The organism is Pseudoalteromonas rubra (assembly GCF_000967655.1).
Lineage (GTDB): Bacteria > Pseudomonadota > Gammaproteobacteria > Enterobacterales > Alteromonadaceae > Pseudoalteromonas > Pseudoalteromonas rubra_A.
Window position 1 is genome coordinate 78,946 of sequence record NZ_JXYA01000027.1, and the last position, 16,580, is coordinate 95,525.

Here is a 16,580-nt window from a genome sequence, read left to right on the forward strand (position 1 = left end):
GAATACTAATACCCAGATGAGCCATAAACTGCCACCATTGAAATCCCTGAAGGTATTTGAAGTCACCGCTAGGCACAAAAGTTTTAGCCGTGCTGCAGAGGAGCTGTGTATCACTCAAAGCGCGGTAAGCCATCAAATAAAGCAACTAGAAGAATTTTTTGGCAAGTCGCTGTTGATCAGAGAGAAGAAGCGCACGGCATTGACTCAAGAGGGGGATATGCTTTTGGCCGTGGTGTCAGACAGCTTTCAACGCCTTGGTGCAATTACTAACCATTTACTCAGCTCTGAAAATCTAACCCTAAAAGTCATGGCACAGACTTCCATTGCCGCCGATTGGCTGGCGCCGAGACTGGCCAGCTTTGCCAGTCAGTATCCAGATCTTGAATTGGCACTGGGTATGGAATCTTATGCTGCTAATTTCAACGCCAGTGACTATGACATCATCATTGGCACCTGGCCTACACCGGAAGGCTTTGTAACGCAAAAACTGCGACATGAATACTGGTTTCCCGTTGGCACGCCTGAACTGATAGATTGTATCGACAGCACCAATCCTGAATCATTACTGGGTTTGCCCTTGTATTCATCAGAAAAAACTGAGGATTGGAATTTATGGATGCAACAACACCAAATTCGTAAGCCGGTTAACTTACATCTACACCAGTTCGAGCTGGCTATGTTAGCCGTTCGCGCGGCGTTAGCTGGAAAAGGCATTGCGTTAAGCTGTGGTTTTATGGTGGATGACCTCATCAAGCAAGGGGCGCTTAAAGCTTTGCCTCAATTCAGCTATGAGCTGCCCTGGGGACACTACCATGTGCATTTTCGCTCTAACAGTATGATCGGTGATACCATAGAAAAGTTTATCAACTGGTTAGTCGAAAATGTCAATGAGTAGCCATCCATAACGACACCAGGTATCGACGCTTTTCAAATAAGGCAGGCCAACGACCATGATGCCGATGGCGACAGCTCGTGCATTGTTGAAGTCAATGCAGAAAATGGCTCGCCGAGGTAGTTACCAACAACAAATTGAGGTAGACACCAGTGACAGGGACATGCTCTACAGTTGTTATTACTCCGCCAGCAGCAACTCCACCACTTCTTTTCGGGATGTAAGCTGCTTGATCAGCAAGATCTGATCATCATTGACGGCCGAAATACGAATAATCTCACTGTCCACCGTAGTTATGATCTCAAAGTCACCGCTGTGTAGATCGTAAGACCACAATTGTGCGTTTTCATTGATCCCGTACAAGGTATTGCCGTAGGCCGTAAAGCGCCGTTCGCTGCCCTGATCCAGCAGTGGCTCAATCAACTCATCTTCAACCGGGCCGGATCGCCAGAAGCGATCCATATGATCGGTGTAAACCAGGCTGCCGTCAGCGGTTTTGAGCGCCCAGGTGACTTCGCGGTCGTTCAGAACACGTATGGCTGAGTTTGTCAGGTTCAGCTCGGCAAAGGTGAGCACCCCATTTATTTTGAGCTGGGCAAGTGCCGTCTGAGCGTGGCTGTCCCAGTAAAACAATTGCTCTATCGGGTGCGCCAGAGCAATAGCGTGCGCAGTGCCATCCAGCGCGAACTTCACCAATGCTTTGTCGGCGTTGGTTAACAGCTCACTGCCATCGGCTGACCAGTGAGTTTCGTATAAAAAGGTATCCATCGGGAAGTTGCTGAGCTGACGGGGTACTTGCCCGTCGCTGAGCCAGATCTGCATTTGTCCGGAGCGCGCTGAGTTAAAGGCGAGCAGGTTACCACCCGGCTGAAACACCGCATTACTTTCTTCTTTGGTGGAGCGCTCGAGGATTGTCGCTTGCGACGTTTGTAGCGAGGCTTCATTGCCAAACGGCATAGTCAAAATATCACTGTCGTATTGTCCTTTGATCACCAACATACGGCTGCCACTGGGATGAAACACGGGTGAGCCCATAGGTTCGTCAACCGGCAGGGTCACCGGGCTGACCTGCCCCTGATAGGTCAGGGTATATAACTGGCGACCGGTGCTGAAAGCCAGTTGGTTCTCATAGGGCGAAAAATTGGGATAGATGGGCCTGAACCGGGCAATGGTATTTGGGTAGTGTATGCGGTGACTGGATACCAGCTCGCCATCGGGCCTCAGCATATCAAGATAATAGTGCTCACCCTCGCCAAGGCGTATCACCGCCAGCAGGCCGTCTTTACGGGAGTAATCATAGCTAATGATGTCGCCGTCGCTTACCTCATACAGAGGTGCGCTGCTGTTATCTATCATTGAGTAGCGGATCAGCTTCCAACGCTCATCCGTTTTTTGTAGCAGGGCGATATGCTCGCTGTCGAGCCATTGCGGCTCTCTGATCTGTGAGTTTTTGCATTCCAGCACACGAGTTGGGGTTTGCGGTGTTTGCAGCGCTTTATCGAAATCCAGCGTCATCAGGTGATAACAGAGTTTCTGGGTGACGGGTTGCACACAGGTTGAGGTTTGCACGAATGCCAGGGTTTTGCCATCGGGCGAAAACTGATGCTGCCCGTTGATATCCAGATTGTTCGTCAGGCGAAACTCCTGTTGGGTGTCGATGCGCTTTGCCCAAATGCTGTTACGGCACAGTTCAGTCGAAAAACGATGGAATACGATATATTCGCCATCGGGTGAGTAAACCCCGGCCACTTCGCGGTTATCGGTGGCTGTGAGGGGGCGAAATTCGCTGATGGTCAGCTGCTCGCTTGAACTGGGCTCAAACAATACAGAAGCAGCAAGACCGACAATAAAAAAGGCCGCCGCAAACAGGGCAAATCCGAATTGCGAGCGGGAGCGTATTTGCGCGGGCGCAGGTGTGTGGCTTGGTTCGGGATGAGTATCTTCTGAGTGCTGTGTCGGTGCTGCGCTTGGCGACTGGGTTTGCCAGCGTACGTCACATTCCAGACTATAGCCCTGCTTGGCATGGGTTTTGATAAAATGCTGTTCTTTGCCATCATCACCCAGTGCTTTTCTTAACTGAGCAATGCAGCGTTGCAAAGTATTAGGCGAGACTATGGTGTCCTGCCAGACTGCATCCAGTATTGCGTCCTGACTGATCACCTGGCCCTGCTGCTGAGCCAGTACGGTCAGTACCGACAATGCTTTGGGTGCTAAGGTTTTGACCTCTTGGTTTACGGTGATTTGGTTACGCGATAAGTCTACAAAAAACTCACCAACCCAGTATTGCTGTGTCATAACATCCCTAGTGCGCTTGGCGCTTTCACTGCCACTCGGCCAGTGTGGCGCTGCTTTTGTTATTATTGTTGTTAGTCCGGCCCGCTTATCATTCAAACCCGTATAAGTGCCCGGGCGGTGGATAAACTAATATCAGCAGAATATAACATCGGCGTTGAATTACCAATGCTATGGTTTCTTATCTGGAGGGATTAGCACCATCTGGGATTAAGTAAGGTCCAATGCACCACTTGCTCCAGACGATCAAGCAGGTCCACCTTAGGTGACCAGCCCAGCTGTTTCATTTTTTCGCCGCACAGGGCATACCTCAGGTCATGCCCCGGCCGTGAGGAATGAAAGTCTACCAGTTCATAATGCAAAGGTTTGTTTTGCACTTGTGCAATGATCTGGGCCAGTTCTAAGTTATTTAACTCCCTGGCGCCAACGATATTGAATTTTGGGCAAAGGGTTTGTTCATGATCGGCATTTTCTGACCAGTTGGTATCAACCAAAAACAGCAGGGCATCGGCAACATCCTGTGCATGAATATAAAAACGCGATCCTGGGATGGTACAGGTTTTGTCGCTGTGGATCGTGACGGTTTCTCCTTGCTGTATTTTTCTGATGCTTTGTGGAATAAACTTCTCCGGGTGCTGTCGCTGTCCAAACACATTCATGGTATGGGTGATCACCACGGGTACTTTATAGGTGTTGTGGTAAGCAACGGCGAGCTCTTCTCCCCCGGCTTTGGTTGCTGAATAAGGGTTGGTGCTGTTGTAGCGATCATTTTCTTTGTAGCGTACATCGGCGGGCGCCGGACCAAACACTTCGTCCGTACTAAAGTAAAAAAACCGTTTTAGATTATCCTGAGTGCGGGCAAAGTCCAGAATATTACAGGTGCCCACGACGTTATCCAGCACAAAGCTCATTGGGTAGGCAATGCTTCTGTCGACATGAGATCCCGCAGCCAGGTGAAAGACATAATCTACTTGGCCAATTTCCTGAGTAATTTGTGGGTTTAATGCTGCTTTTAAGTCGTGAAACACAATTTTTACCCGCCGTGTCACAGCCGAAGGAAGCTCGCTAAATGCATCCTGCAGTCGGTTGAGATTGCCGCTGTAGTCGAGCCTGTCCAACGTGATGATGTGCCAGTCTGTTCGCCGTAAGATCTCCAGCACCAGGTGGTGGGCAATAAATCCGGCACCTCCTGTAATTAAGACACGTGTTTCAGCCATAAATATCGCTCGGTGAATGGGTGATACGTTTAACTATAGCCGCTCATTGCGGGTGTACAGAGCCAACTGTTATCAGGAGACGACTAAGTAAATCGACCGCGAAGCTGATTGTTCAGCTTTTTGCATTGAACTTGTCGGGTTATTGACCATACTGTATGAGTGCCCACTTGCCTTGGAGGTACTCATGAATTCCAACTTAACACGTGTTGCTGTGGCTGTACTTATGGCAACATCGATGCAAGTCGCCGCTAAAGGCGAAAAAATCGATGTGTGTCACCACAGTCGCTACGATGTACACGTGATCACGGTATCAATGAAAGCGGTCAATAAGCATATTCAAAACCATGGGGATTTTTTACCCTACACACTCTATCAGGACAGTGATTATGATGGTTTTGGTAATGCTGATATTAGCATTCAGAGCTGCGTAGACTACGTGGACGGGTATGTTGATAACGATACCGATCTGGATGATACAGATCCAAATGTGACGGATCAGCCTGTGGTGACGCCACCACCGCCACCGGCACCCACAGCTATGCCGCCACCACCGCCAACCACCTTTAGTAATATACCGCCACCGCCGCCGCCTACAACCTTTGGCGGGGCACCACCTCCACCGGTATAACTTAGCAAAGCACTGTTCATTGTAATGGTGCTTTTTATTATTGCGTTTTTATAAATGGTTTTTCTCTAAACCAGGCGCTGATAATGTATTTGAATCCTGACTCAACCGGCTGGCCGCAGTGATAGGTGTATTCGTTGGGTTTACCCAGTGGCGACAAGTTGTTCCAGCATAAGGCCATGCCGGTGCGGGGCGTGACAGTCATATCCAGCTGGGTAAAGTGTGTGTCCCCGCCGCTAAAGTCATCGTTTAAATAGACAACGCATGTCCAGGTGCGCTGACCGACACTGTCGAGGCATTTTTGGTAGCTGGGGGACGACTCGTGAAAGAAATCACAATGCACTTTGTATTCTTGCCCGGCGCTATAACGCTGGATCTGTAAAGACTCCAGATACGCGCTATCAATACCCATCAGGGCACTGATCTTATTTTTTATTCTGATGTTTTCCTGGTGACTGATCTGTTCCAGGCAGGCGGTATAGGAGGTACGGTAACCCTGGTTGCTGTCGCCCTGCTGGTCAACGACGGTCGAGGGCTGAAAGTGGCCTTCCAGGCGGGTTATCAAAGACTGACATTCCTGCTCAGAAAAAGCCCCTTCAAAGCGATAAATTTGTGCGCGTACATCTGCAACGCGGATGCTGTTGGGGTTGCGTGTGATGGCGATGTTAGCAAAGGCAAAATAGAGGCTAGGCTTGGTGTGTGTGCTTTCACGCAGGCTGGCATCTTCTATTTGCTCGGTCTTTATTTTGGGTTTGAATCCATACATGGCTTTTTCGGCCATTTCCATGGCGTAGCCAGATTCAATCAGATCTCTGTATACCTGTGCCTTGCTTTCACCGGCCTGGAGCTTTTGGCTTACCCATTCAACTAAGTCAACAGAGGGGTTGATGTTAACCTGGGCATACCGCTGTCTGTTGTCTGCTCTGTCTTGATTTGTTGGCAAAACGCCGGGCAAAGTCAATTGAGTACGTTGTTTATCAAAGCGCTTAAACTGGGGGATCTGCAAAGGAGACGGCGCAGAGATATCGGTTTGGGCTTTATCCAGGCAAAGCGGCAGCGTGCTGAACGTCAGAGCATCGGGTGTAATCGCGACGGGATTAGCAGAGGCTAACCAGCTGATCAGGTGCGTTGTCTGAGCCTGACTCAAATAAGCGGTTCGGATCAGCCCCTCGTTCAAAAGTACTGATAATGCCTGTGCAGCAGAGTGCTGACCTGAAGGGAGCTGTTCAGTGACAATAATACAGTGATCAACCTGATAGCGCGCCCGCTCGTCGCAAGGCAGGGGCTCACAGATATGATGCAACTGGCCATTAAAATAGGCACTGGTAACGGGCTGAGTGTGCAATGCTTTACGCTGTTGCGCCGGGATTATGTGTGGGGCGCGAACAGCCTGAACATCGCCATTACTGGTTAACACAAAGCGGCCGTAGCTGAGAACCTCGACGTGCTGTGCGTCCAGGGTCTCAAGGCTGACAGAGTTGTGGCTGAGATCTGAGCTGCAAACCGCAATCACCTGATTGTTCACCCTAAGTAGCAAGCCGCTGAGATAAGTGGTGTGCTGGGTGGTTGAAGCCTGGAGCGTTTGCTGCAATTCAATTAAGCGGTACAGAGCCTGATCAGCGTAAAGTAACTCCGCATCCTGCTGAGCATCCAGATACACGCTATAAAATTCCCGCTCCTCGCGCAGCTCTAGAAGGTGATCCCAGTTGACGGGCCAGTCACACCGGAGCTGGGTAAAGAGACGCTTAAAGTCATTGCGCAGCCTGTCCTGCTCGATGACTACGACAACGGCTTGTCCCGCCACATCGAGCCAGAGCGGTTCGCACCAGTCGCGCAGCAAGCCTTCCTGGCTGAAGTTTGCCGTGATAGCTTGGATATCGGCTTTGGCATGGGCGACATCGGTCCCATACTGACGATGCAATGTGAGCGCGATGTCTGATACTGACTGGCTCGCTTGCAGCCCCTGCCAGATGCTGCTTGCTAAGGGGTCGAGCAAAAACCAGGTGTCGTGAAGTGGGCTGTTAATAAACACCTGTTCGTCAACCTGAAAACCTCGGGTGACAGGACGCGTGTTTTGCTGCGCCTCGGGCACATACTGCGGCGATGGTGAGCGGGTTGGAATACTGGCACACCGACTGAGTGCCACATAATCTCTTTGCCAGTGTGGCTTAAGCTGCACGTCTCCCAGTGGCAGTTTCCCCGAGATGGCCAGCTGATTAACAATATAGCCGGCATGATCGCTGATACTGGCACAATTTCCGCCTACTTCAGATGCATGAAACGCACCGGATGACTGCCAGCGATAGACATAAAAAATATCTTCCCGCGGCAATATTTGCGTGTGTTTATTGCCTCCCAGCGCACGAAACAGCGCTAAATCAATCGCACTGACATCATGCTCTAAATAACCGCCAGTTTGCTGCCACACCGTGCGTTCAATCGCCAGGTTACATTGATAGAGATTCTCTGAATATTCAAGCTCATGGTCGCTGTTTTCCAGCCAGGCCTGGCGGGTATGGAAAACGCCATCGCGGATCTGCGCGGCGCTGACACTGAGTCGCCAGGGCAGATAAATATCATCGTCCTCCCAGGGCATTAAGATGTCACCTGTGCAGTAACTGGCAGCCAGATTGAACTTTTTACCCAAAGGAACAACGCGGGTCGGCAGGTTGATAACGGTCACTTGCGGGTGTTCGAACAGTAAACGATGCCCGCTGAAGTCATTGAGCACAATCAGCTCTTTCTCACCGGCATAATCCTGGCGCAGAAAGGATTCAATAGCCTCTTCCAGCAAGTGTGGGCGGCCAAAGGTGCAGCAAAAGCAGGAAATCTTAGGTAGTGACATAGTGCTCCTCTAACGCGTCGCCTGCGTTTCTTTGGCCAGGGGGAAAAGCTCGCCATCCCGATATTCCAGTGCCAGCAATGACAAGTATTGCGAGGTTGTTCGGGCCTTACCCAGCGGGAAGTGCTCGACAGGAAAACTGTCACAGGCTGGGTCAAAGGTGTTTTCAATCAGTGCACGCAGGCGGATCTGCGCGCGGGTATTCAGCGCCACCCATTTAGCGTCGTCATTCCAGTGTACATGCTGCTCGAATACGGGTTTCTCTTTACCGTACTGGTGTAATACCAAGTGCTGAGACGGGGTAAAGCAATCGTACCCTAAAGTCCAGAGTTTCAGCGAGTGGGTAAACTCTTCCTGATTAAAGTACATGACAGGGTCTATTGGTAAATCGTGATTGAGCTGGCCTTGTGCGAAGTAAAAACCACAGGCACACAAGTGACTGGCAAGGGGGGTTGTGTGCTGTGCCGAATCAGCGTCAAAAAACGGCTCGAAACGGACACTGCCGTCCATAACTGGCCCCACTTTTAATCGGGCAATGGGCGTATCTGCGAGGGATGTTTGCGCCCGAAAAGGGGCCGGATAGGTGGTGAGCACGGGTTTGTCACTCGGGCAGCGTGCTAATTCTTCTATCATGCGCCTGTCCCAGTCGGCGACGAATCGGGTATGGCTGTCTATGGAAAGTACATAATCTTCGTCACGATATAGGTTTTGCGCCACATGGCGTGCCCAACATACGCCTTGCGCTTGCTCAACGGGCACCGCAACCAGTCTGATATCAGCATCAAGTTCAGAGGGGAATAACAAGTATTCATCCAGCCCGGGGATATACTGCCAGCACACACCAAAAACAAGCCGCTGCGGGTCGCTCGCATTATCAATAGCACTCCTTATGGTGGCCAGTAACTCAGGATCCCGGTAGGCCGCAATTTGGACGAAAATAGACGCATTCATAACAGAGTTACCGAATCTACTGTCTGTAAAGCGTAGATGAAAAACCCGCTGATATCACGGTACTTGCTTACCTTCTGCTGCGGTTTATCTGCCACACTGCGGCTGCTAACCACACCTGAGCTGCTCTACTTATGACTCAAGAAATCTCACCCTATACCTACTTAAAGCTTTGATAAATATATTTTTAATTTATTAGAAGAATAAAGTCAGTGAGAAGTCACACCCCAATCCAGTGTTTGACTCTGGTATGGGTAATGTCAGGGCTGATATCAACTCATTTATCTGGAGAATAAAGAATGAAGCCTCAACAATTAAAGTTGCTTGTGCCCGTTATAGGCTTGCTGCTGTGCAGCAACAGCCATGCTCAAGGTGTGCTGCCCGGATTGAACGGCCCTTATCTGGGCCAAAACCTTCCTGGACTCATGCCCGAAGTGTTTGCCCCTGGCATCGTATCTACACCCGATTGGGGAGATGCAGTACATTTTGCACCAGATAAAGAAGTGCTTTATGTGTCCCGATGGCGGGTGAACAAAGGCCAGCGTGAAACGGCGTCCGTGGTATTCAAAAGAGTCGCCGAAGGCTGGCAAAAAGTCGTGACCAAGCAAACCGGTCGTGCGCCATATTACAGCCCGGATGGTCAAAGGGTGTTTTACGGCAAGCAATATAAAACGCGTACCTCAGACGGGTGGTCTGAAATGAAAAAGCTTGGTCCCGCATTTGATGAAATCCCTATGATGGGCCTTAAAATGTCGCGTAAGGGCACCCTGGTGTTCGACGAGTTTACCCGCGACGGCAATGGCGTATTGAGGTATGCAAGCTGGGATAAGGGTGAATGGCAGACGCCAAAAGCATTCAGTAAGGCAATTAATACCGGCAAGTGGAATGCTCATCCGTTTATCGCGCCCGACGAGTCTTATGTTATGTGGGATGGTGAGCGGGAGCAGGGGTTTGGCAGCTCCGATCTTTATATCAGTTTCCGCCAGCCTGATGGCGCCTGGGGTGAGGCGATTAACCTGGGTGAGCGGGTCAATACGGCCGCCGAAGAAGGGGGACCTCAGGTGACGCCAGATGGTAAATACTTATTTTTCAACAGAATGGTTAAGCCTAAAGGAGAAGCAGGCGAAGCGCAGTCCGACTTGTTCTGGGTCGATGCAAAAATCATCGACGACCTCAGGCCCGTTTATTGAGGTTTTGAGCATCCAGCTCTGCATAAGCGATGACGCCCATCAGGGACTGTGATGTCATGCATTTATAACCAAAAGTAAAAGATATTTGACATTGGTTGGAATTTTGACCAGTATAAGGTCAAATATTTTTTACTTTGAGTTAAGGATGGTAGTCATGACAAGCAATGAAAAATTAAAAGTGCTCAAGGCACTGCTCGACTCGCTGAGCTTTCGGGATCTGACTTTGACCTTAGACTTGTTGGTGACCGGTGCTGTGGTCTATTTCTACGCCTCCAGTCTGATGATGGCTACAGCAGAACAGCTCGCCAGTGGGGTCTGGATATCTCAATTGCTCGTCAAAGTTGTGGGTGTTTCGATTGCTATGTCTATTGTCAGTCAGCTATTGCTGGAGCTGGTCAGTGATGGCGAAGTCGATCAGCCTATGGATGAGCGAGAAAAACAGGTGTCGCTGGTGGGCAATAAATATGCGTTGTGGACGCTTCAGGCCGGGGTCTGTTTTGCGATTGGACAATATGCTTTTGAGCAAAACGGTATGGGGTTTGCCGAGCGTGCGCCGTTGCCGTTTTTCACGTTACACATCATGGTAGGCGCCTTTTTGCTGGCGGAACTGGTTAATTACGCAACTCAGCTGATCAGAAACCGCATGGTGACACCTTATGGCTGAGTGCACTATCAAAAACCAAATCAGAACCCTGAGGTTTATGGCGGGTGAGATGACCCAAAAGGAACTGGCAGAGCGCGTTGGTGTGACCCGGCAAACCATTATGGCAATTGAGGCGGCAAAATACTCTCCGTCACTGGAAGTGGCCTTTAAAATTGCCCGGGTATTTGGCGAACCCCTGGAAGCGGTCTTTCAGTATACGGGAAATGAGCTCGGGTAATGAGGCTGGCACTTTAATTGCTGCTAATTGTGAAATAGAAAGACCAATTGCGGGTCTGCTGGGTTTATCGCAGAGCTAACCCGCGCTGATCTCAGTGAAATGGAAGGACATCTAAATGCACGCAATTAATGCAAATACAGGCACCAGCGCGGCCAGTCAGGTCTACACCACACGTACGGGTTACGCGACCAACGAGCAAACCGCTGCGGATACAGCAAAAAGCGATACCGTCACACTCAGTGACACAGCCCGGCAAGCGGAAAATAAGTGGCAAGCACTTGCAGCCAAGTATGATGTGCACAAAATGTCGGCAGGTGACATGCGCAGTTTATCCAGGGAATTATTTGATGGCGGTTTTATCGGCACGGGTGAAATGATGGCGATAGGCGCACCCACCTCGATGAATGAAGATCCGTTCAAAAAACACGATTTGCTGAGTGATATGCGTCATACCTACCAATTGTCCTCTGCTATGGGAGGACATAGTAAAGACTCCAGTGAGTTGTACCTCAAAGCAATCGATGTTCTTGAGCAGCTGAGTAAGACACGCAGTGCACAAATGGTTTAACTCTTGTTTTTTCCTTTTGATTTAATTGCTTTTTAATTGTTTCAGCGAAACATCAGGCAAACTTCATGTTATACCCGGTGAGCTCCTTAAGCTAAGTGATCTCAGTGATCACGGCTTAGCCAAAGGAGTTTTACTATGAAGCCAATCAAGTTACTGATGGTGCTGGTGTCAGCATCATTAATGAGTACAGAGAACCAGGCCAAATCGACTTTAGACGCACTTACCGGACCCTATCTGGGGCAAAAAAAACCGGGAGGTGTACCGCAAGTGTTTGCCCCCGGATTAGTCTCTACCATACACCGGGACTATAATGCCTTCTTCTCGCCCGATATGACGGAGTTCTACTTCACTCGCAGAGATAAGGATACCGGTAAATGGACCTTAATGTCTTATATCCAGCGTAACAATCAATGGCATGAGCAGATGGTTGGCCCGCGAGTGGGACGGCCTTTTCTGGCACCGGACGGAAAAACCATGCATTTAGGAAAATACTATATGGAACGTACTGCCTGTGGCTGGGGTTCATTGCAGGTGCTCGGCCCGATGTTTGACCGGGATGACTGGGGGATCATGCGCCTGACTTCGTCCAGCAAAGGCACTTATATTCTGGACGATTACAAAAGCGGGGATGTCATTCGTATTTCTGAGGTGCTCAACGGTCAGCGGCAGGCGCCAGTGGTACTTGGCCCTGAGGTCAATACCGGCAAATACAATGCGCATCCGTTTATTGCGCCTGATGACTCCTATATTATCTGGGATGGTCAGCGGGAAGACGGGTTTGGCGACAGTGATCTGTATATCAGCTTTCGGCAAACAGACGGCAGCTGGGGTAAGGCCATCAATTTAGGCCCTCAAGTGAATACGCCGGGCCGGGAAGCTTCAGCCACTGTAACGCCCGATGGTAAATATCTATTTTTTAACCGTGATGCCGGCTTGGCAGAAGGAGATATTTATTGGGTGGATGCACAGGTGATCGAGTCGCTTCGCCCTGAAAAAAGATGACCCCACCAGAGCGCCCGCAGTGTGCGGGCACTTTGCCCCGCTTTATATGCTGATGCCACTCATAAAATGCAATTCAGCGGGCTTTTCCAGTGCCTTTTCATAAAGTCGATAGACCGCCTGAGTGTATGGCTGGCGATGATGAAAATCAAACGCACTTTGCTCGGCAAACCGTTCTATCAACGTCAGCTGAGACTGCGCGGCGTTTTCATAGAGTTCAAAGCGCAGGCACCCGGGCTCCTGTCGTGTTACCTCAATGATATCCTCAATCGCCGACTTACAGCTTTGGTAGTAAGCGGCTTTTGGATTAATATAGGCGACCAGATTGATTGCACCGTCGCTTGGGGTGTGTTCAGTGTTATTTGACATGGTTTCGCTCCAGAATAAAGTGAGTGAGAGAGTGGATTGGCCCGCTGAGCAGGTAAGCCGTGATTAAAGCAATGGGCCAGGCATGAATAAATGCCCTGAACCAGTGCTGCAAAAATCCGGGCGCGACACCCAGGTTGATATAGGTGACCCAGCCCGACACCAGTGTCGACAGGCAAAATGAAAATAATGTCGTGAATATCAGTTTTCGCATCGGCTCCTCCGTTTCATACCCATCATAGCGGGTGCGAGCAGAAGCGGAATGTCAGAATAAGCAAGCTAAGATTAAGGAAAACCACATGCTCGATGATCTGCTGCTCTTTGTGGAGGTGGCTCGCCGGGGCAGCTTTGCGAAAGCGGCTGATGCGCTAAGTCTTAGCGCACCAACCATTTCTAAACGGATCGCCGCGCTGGAAGCACGGCTTGGGTACAGCCTGTTGAATCGCTCAGCACGCGGTGTGTTAGCCACATCTCACGGCCAGGCCGTCTATGAAAAAATGGCCCCGTCGTTGCTGGCCCTGCAAGCTGACTGCACCGCGTTGTTAAGCCCGCAAGTCAGCGCATTTCATTTATTGTGTCCGCAGAATTTGATCAATGGTCCTTTATATCCTGTGGTTGAATCTTTTCAGCGCACCCATCCGAACCTTGTGTTGCATATTGAACCGGACAATACCAATGTGTTACTGAGTCAGAAGCGTTTCGATGTGATTATTCGGGTGGGCACATTGCAGGATTCCAACTGCTATCACACGCGTATCGGCGAGATTGCACTAAAGTGTGTGGTGTCTGAGCAGGCAAAAGAAACGAACACCTTGTTCATGCCATTTAGAAAGGAACAAATTCCGGATTCTGCATTGTGGCGCGATCTAGTGTCCCGCTTTGAGCATCTCTCTTACGTGGGAGACATCACGTTAGCCAGGCAAATGGTTGCATCCGGGCTGGGGGCGGCCGTCTTGCCGATGACAGAAGTAGCGGAACTGGACAAACCGTTTTGTTATGTGGGCGAGTGGCAGCATATGCGGCCGGTCTATGCATTGTGGGCCAACGCGCAGCAACCGCCTCCTCTTACGCAGGCGTTTATCACGCTGTTGCGTCAGGCGGGTCAGTGCTCAGATGTGCTTCGGGGTAATCTGGTTGATGTGGTGAGCAAATAAGTGTTTATCGGTTTGATAAAAGAGAAAACGCGCACTTAAAGTGCGCGTTTATCAGTGCCGTCGTGAAGGGGATTGTTTAGTACACCGTACTGCGAACCCTTCATCCTATAAAACGAATAGTCTGATTATTCGGATCACTGGTTTTTCATTTTTTTGTCAAATTTACAGATAAAGTCCAAAACGGGCATCACCCTCTTCGCGATAGGTGATTTGGGTGTCGGCTTCACCTTGCACTGCAAGATAGCAGCTGCCGTAAGTTTCAGGAACCTGATAGCTTTTCACCGGCAGTTCGCTGAAGCGCTGATAGCCATTTTGGCAATACAAAGCCACGGTGTTCAGATTGCCGTTTTCTGTACTGAATGAGATGGTGCTGCGGTTAAGAATATGGCGCCAGGTGCGTAATTCAGCCAGTTTGGCAGTGACCGTGATGACCGGGTTGGCGTCAATTTGTTCCTGTAGTTGCGCACTAAACTCCGTGATAGTTTGCTGAGACAATTGTTTGTTTTTGATCTCTCGCATTTTGAGCAAAGTGGTAAATGCATTACCGTATCGCTTCTGAAGGGCGTATTGAGCTACCGTCATCAATCAGTTTGGCCGGTACAAATGTCGCGTCAGCGAATACGGGTGAGGAGAGTAGGCCTGTGATCAGGCACAGTAGTGTTTTTTTCATTGTGAGTATTCCAAATTCTTGCTCCGACAACCATATCAGAGCATAGCGCCAGATAAGCTGGTTAGGCGCGAAGCGAAAATTATACACATGTCATCCTTGTGCGATAAGTGAAACTCATAACTAAGTTCCCAATATAGTCTCAACAGAATCTTGCAGTTTAATGTCTGTGGCTAAAGTAACCAGCTGTTTTTTCAATCATGGTGATTTGTTTTATCTACTTTACAGCTTGCTATCCTGCGACTAACTTTGAACTTTCAGTATGTTGCTGTCATGGAGGCACGCTATGGTGCAGTGGTTAATGGGGTTAACGGTTAAAAGCCGTTTGGTTGTCGGGTTTGGTATTGCGTTACTGCTGTTGATTGTCATGACTGTGATAGGCAGTAATCGCGTAACCTTTATCGATCACACGTTAACCGAGATCACCGACGTTAATTCGGTCAAGCAACGTTATGCCATTAACTTTCGGGGCAGTGTACATGACAGGGCAATCGCCATTCGCGATGTGGCCATCGCCCGCAGCGCGTCTGAGTTGGGTGAATATGAACGGGAAATCGAGCAGCTTGCCCGCTTCTATCAGGATTCCGACGCTAAGATGACGCAAATGATTAACTCAGGCGCCCATTTTAGCGCCCAGGAGCGTGAGATCCTGGATCGGATCAAACGGATTGAAGCAAAAACACTCCCGCTGATCCGCACCATACTGAGTAATAAAAAAGCCGGTCAGAGCGTAGATGCCCTGGTACTGGATGAGGCACGTCCGGCTTTTATTACCTGGCTCAACGTGATCAACGAGTTTATCGACTATCAGGAGCAGCAAAATCAAACCCTGACCCCGGCTGCCCGTGAAGCTGCGGGAGGATTTTCCCAGCTGATGTTGTGGTTCACCTTTTTCGCCGTGGCCATCAGTGTGCTGGTGGGTTGGGCGATAGAGCGCAGTTTCCAGCGCTCACTCGGTGGTGAGCCGCAAGATGCCGCAGCGGCGGTAACACGTATTTCAGGGGGCGATCTGACGGGGCAGATCCAGACCGACTATCCGGGCAGCATGCTGGACTCTGTCTGCCGCATGTCTGGTGAATTAACCCGGATCGTCACCAGTATCAAAGAAGTCTCTGAGCAGCTCTCAGTGCAGGCTAATGCGGTAACGGGCGCGTCTGGAGAGATTTATGACGCGGCGCAGCATCAGGCAGAAGCCACCAGTAATACCGCCAGAATGCTTGATTCATTGCGAGAAAACATGATGCGGGTGAGTGATATTGCCAGACAAACGGAAGAAAATTCGACGCAAACGGTGACTTTTGCTGATCAGGGGCGCCAGGCAATTCGTAATACCGCAGAGGCAATGGATACCATAGCGCAAACGGTCGATGGCACTGTGTCGCAAATTCAAAAGCTGGCAGAGCAGACTAAGCAGATCGGCGGCATCGCCAATGTGATCAGTGGGATCTCTGAACAAACTAACCTGCTGGCACTGAATGCGGCCATTGAGGCTGCACGCGCCGGAGAATCCGGACGCGGTTTTGCGGTGGTGGCAGACGAAGTGCGTCAGCTGGCGCGCAGAACCTTTGAGGCCACGGATCAGATCGAGTCCATGATCCGGGAAGTACAAAGCGAAACCTCGGCAACTGTGGCAGCCATGGAAAAAACTCAGCCCCAGGTTGAACATGGCCGGACGCTGACCTTTGAAGCCACTGAGCTGCTGGAGCAAATCGACACCCAGGCGCAAAACTCTTTGTCTCAGGTGGGAGAGGTGGTCAACGTGGCGCAACAGCAGGCGTCGGCCATCAACGAGGTGGCCTCGAATATGGAAGAGATCACCGAGGCCGCTCAGGATGCCATGAGTGCTTTGAATGACAACAAACAGGCCACTAAAAAGCTGTCACAAATGTCGGGTGTATTGAGCAAAAACATTGGCTTCTTTCGCATCTGAGTGTACTTA

The 16,580-nt window shown here is 50.1% G+C and carries 16 protein-coding genes; 9 read left to right on the forward strand and 7 right to left on the reverse strand.

Features of this window, described 5'->3' with window-relative positions; genetic code table 11:
- The first annotated feature begins 16 nt into the window (after positions 1 to 16).
- Complete coding sequence (locus TW77_RS12675; protein ID WP_046005349.1) at positions 17 to 895, forward strand: LysR substrate-binding domain-containing protein; 879 nt, start codon at positions 17 to 19, stop codon at positions 893 to 895.
- Positions 896 to 1,072: 177 nt separating this feature from the next.
- Here the strand turns inward: TW77_RS12675 and TW77_RS12680 are convergent, their stop codons facing one another.
- Positions 1,073 to 3,187 carry a winged helix-turn-helix domain-containing protein gene (locus tag TW77_RS12680; protein WP_046005350.1) on the reverse strand — a complete coding sequence of 705 codons (2,115 nt, stop codon included), beginning with the start codon at positions 3,185 to 3,187 and terminating at the stop codon, positions 1,073 to 1,075.
- Between the two features lie 191 nt (positions 3,188 to 3,378).
- Positions 3,379 to 4,401 (reverse strand): dTDP-glucose 4,6-dehydratase, encoded by a 1,023-nt coding sequence (locus tag TW77_RS12685; protein WP_046005351.1) that lies wholly within the window; start codon positions 4,399 to 4,401, stop codon positions 3,379 to 3,381.
- A gap of 184 nt (positions 4,402 to 4,585) precedes the next feature.
- On the opposite strand from TW77_RS12685, the gene TW77_RS12690 reads away from it, so the two are divergent.
- The gene (locus TW77_RS12690; protein ID WP_046005352.1) at positions 4,586 to 5,029 is read left to right on the forward strand and encodes a hypothetical protein; all 444 of its coding nucleotides are present in this window, start codon (positions 4,586 to 4,588) and stop codon (positions 5,027 to 5,029) included.
- A gap of 37 nt (positions 5,030 to 5,066) precedes the next feature.
- Here the strand turns inward: TW77_RS12690 and TW77_RS24800 are convergent, their stop codons facing one another.
- Positions 5,067 to 7,871, reverse strand: a complete 2,805-nt coding sequence (locus TW77_RS24800; RefSeq protein WP_052713168.1) for a PqqD family peptide modification chaperone — start codon at positions 7,869 to 7,871, stop codon at positions 5,067 to 5,069.
- A gap of 9 nt (positions 7,872 to 7,880) precedes the next feature.
- Entirely contained in the window at positions 7,881 to 8,819 is a 939-nt protein-coding gene (locus TW77_RS12700; protein ID WP_046005353.1) for a GlcNAc-transferase family protein, read from the reverse strand.
- A 296-nt stretch (positions 8,820 to 9,115) separates the two neighbouring features.
- Here TW77_RS12700 and TW77_RS12705 point away from each other — a divergent pair, with 296 nt between their 5' ends.
- The 5 genes from TW77_RS12705 to TW77_RS12725 all read left to right on the forward strand — a co-directional run bounded on the left by TW77_RS12705 (position 9,116) and on the right by TW77_RS12725 (position 12,457).
- A complete protein-coding gene (locus TW77_RS12705) occupies positions 9,116 to 10,006 on the forward strand; it encodes a PD40 domain-containing protein (RefSeq protein WP_046005354.1) in 891 nt (296 codons plus the stop codon).
- Between the two features lie 154 nt (positions 10,007 to 10,160).
- Positions 10,161 to 10,670: a hypothetical protein gene (locus TW77_RS12710; protein WP_046005355.1), complete on the forward strand. Its 510-nt coding sequence runs from the start codon at positions 10,161 to 10,163 to the stop codon at positions 10,668 to 10,670.
- Positions 10,663 to 10,887: a helix-turn-helix transcriptional regulator gene (locus TW77_RS12715; RefSeq protein WP_046005356.1), complete on the forward strand. Its 225-nt coding sequence runs from the start codon at positions 10,663 to 10,665 to the stop codon at positions 10,885 to 10,887. The genes TW77_RS12710 and TW77_RS12715 overlap by 8 nt, the downstream gene beginning before the upstream one ends.
- A 115-nt stretch (positions 10,888 to 11,002) precedes the next feature.
- Positions 11,003 to 11,455: a hypothetical protein gene (locus tag TW77_RS12720; protein WP_046005357.1), complete on the forward strand. Its 453-nt coding sequence runs from the start codon at positions 11,003 to 11,005 to the stop codon at positions 11,453 to 11,455.
- 135 nt (positions 11,456 to 11,590) lie between these two features.
- Complete coding sequence (locus tag TW77_RS12725; protein WP_082078920.1) at positions 11,591 to 12,457, forward strand: PD40 domain-containing protein; 867 nt, start codon at positions 11,591 to 11,593, stop codon at positions 12,455 to 12,457.
- A gap of 42 nt (positions 12,458 to 12,499) precedes the next feature.
- Here TW77_RS12725 and TW77_RS12730 read toward each other — a convergent pair whose 3' ends face one another.
- The gene (locus TW77_RS12730) at positions 12,500 to 12,823 is read right to left on the reverse strand and encodes a putative quinol monooxygenase (protein WP_046005358.1); all 324 of its coding nucleotides are present in this window, start codon (positions 12,821 to 12,823) and stop codon (positions 12,500 to 12,502) included.
- A complete protein-coding gene (locus TW77_RS12735) occupies positions 12,813 to 13,034 on the reverse strand; it encodes a DUF2798 domain-containing protein (protein WP_046005359.1) in 222 nt (73 codons plus the stop codon). Before TW77_RS12735 ends, TW77_RS12730 begins: the two co-directional genes overlap by 11 nt.
- Before the next feature lie 85 nt (positions 13,035 to 13,119).
- Between TW77_RS12735 and TW77_RS12740 the strand changes: the two genes are divergently transcribed.
- A complete protein-coding gene (locus TW77_RS12740; protein ID WP_046005360.1) occupies positions 13,120 to 13,974 on the forward strand; it encodes a LysR family transcriptional regulator in 855 nt (284 codons plus the stop codon).
- Between the two features lie 162 nt (positions 13,975 to 14,136).
- Here TW77_RS12740 and TW77_RS12745 read toward each other — a convergent pair whose 3' ends face one another.
- Entirely contained in the window at positions 14,137 to 14,556 is a 420-nt protein-coding gene (locus TW77_RS12745; protein ID WP_156158660.1) for a hypothetical protein, read from the reverse strand.
- 371 nt (positions 14,557 to 14,927) lie between these two features.
- On the opposite strand from TW77_RS12745, the gene TW77_RS12755 reads away from it, so the two are divergent.
- Positions 14,928 to 16,571, forward strand: coding sequence for a methyl-accepting chemotaxis protein (locus TW77_RS12755; RefSeq protein ID WP_082078921.1), 1,644 nt, complete (start codon positions 14,928 to 14,930; stop codon positions 16,569 to 16,571).
- Positions 16,572 to 16,580: the final 9 nt, after the last annotated feature.

Coding starts and splice junctions, on each gene's coding strand:
- TW77_RS12675 (WP_046005349.1), top strand. CDS start 17: ATGAGCCATAAACTGCCACCATTGAAATCCCTGAAGGTATTTGAAGTC.
- TW77_RS12680 (WP_046005350.1), bottom strand. CDS start 3,187: ATGACACAGCAATACTGGGTTGGTGAGTTTTTTGTAGACTTATCGCGT.
- TW77_RS12685 (WP_046005351.1), bottom strand. CDS start 4,401: ATGGCTGAAACACGTGTCTTAATTACAGGAGGTGCCGGATTTATTGCC.
- TW77_RS12690 (WP_046005352.1), top strand. CDS start 4,586: ATGAATTCCAACTTAACACGTGTTGCTGTGGCTGTACTTATGGCAACA.
- TW77_RS24800 (WP_052713168.1), bottom strand. CDS start 7,871: ATGTCACTACCTAAGATTTCCTGCTTTTGCTGCACCTTTGGCCGCCCA.
- TW77_RS12700 (WP_046005353.1), bottom strand. CDS start 8,819: ATGAATGCGTCTATTTTCGTCCAAATTGCGGCCTACCGGGATCCTGAG.
- TW77_RS12705 (WP_046005354.1), top strand. CDS start 9,116: ATGAAGCCTCAACAATTAAAGTTGCTTGTGCCCGTTATAGGCTTGCTG.
- TW77_RS12710 (WP_046005355.1), top strand. CDS start 10,161: ATGACAAGCAATGAAAAATTAAAAGTGCTCAAGGCACTGCTCGACTCG.
- TW77_RS12715 (WP_046005356.1), top strand. CDS start 10,663: ATGGCTGAGTGCACTATCAAAAACCAAATCAGAACCCTGAGGTTTATG.
- TW77_RS12720 (WP_046005357.1), top strand. CDS start 11,003: ATGCACGCAATTAATGCAAATACAGGCACCAGCGCGGCCAGTCAGGTC.
- TW77_RS12725 (WP_082078920.1), top strand. CDS start 11,591: ATGAAGCCAATCAAGTTACTGATGGTGCTGGTGTCAGCATCATTAATG.
- TW77_RS12730 (WP_046005358.1), bottom strand. CDS start 12,823: ATGTCAAATAACACTGAACACACCCCAAGCGACGGTGCAATCAATCTG.
- TW77_RS12735 (WP_046005359.1), bottom strand. CDS start 13,034: ATGCGAAAACTGATATTCACGACATTATTTTCATTTTGCCTGTCGACA.
- TW77_RS12740 (WP_046005360.1), top strand. CDS start 13,120: ATGCTCGATGATCTGCTGCTCTTTGTGGAGGTGGCTCGCCGGGGCAGC.
- TW77_RS12745 (WP_156158660.1), bottom strand. CDS start 14,556: ATGACGGTAGCTCAATACGCCCTTCAGAAGCGATACGGTAATGCATTT.
- TW77_RS12755 (WP_082078921.1), top strand. CDS start 14,928: ATGGTGCAGTGGTTAATGGGGTTAACGGTTAAAAGCCGTTTGGTTGTC.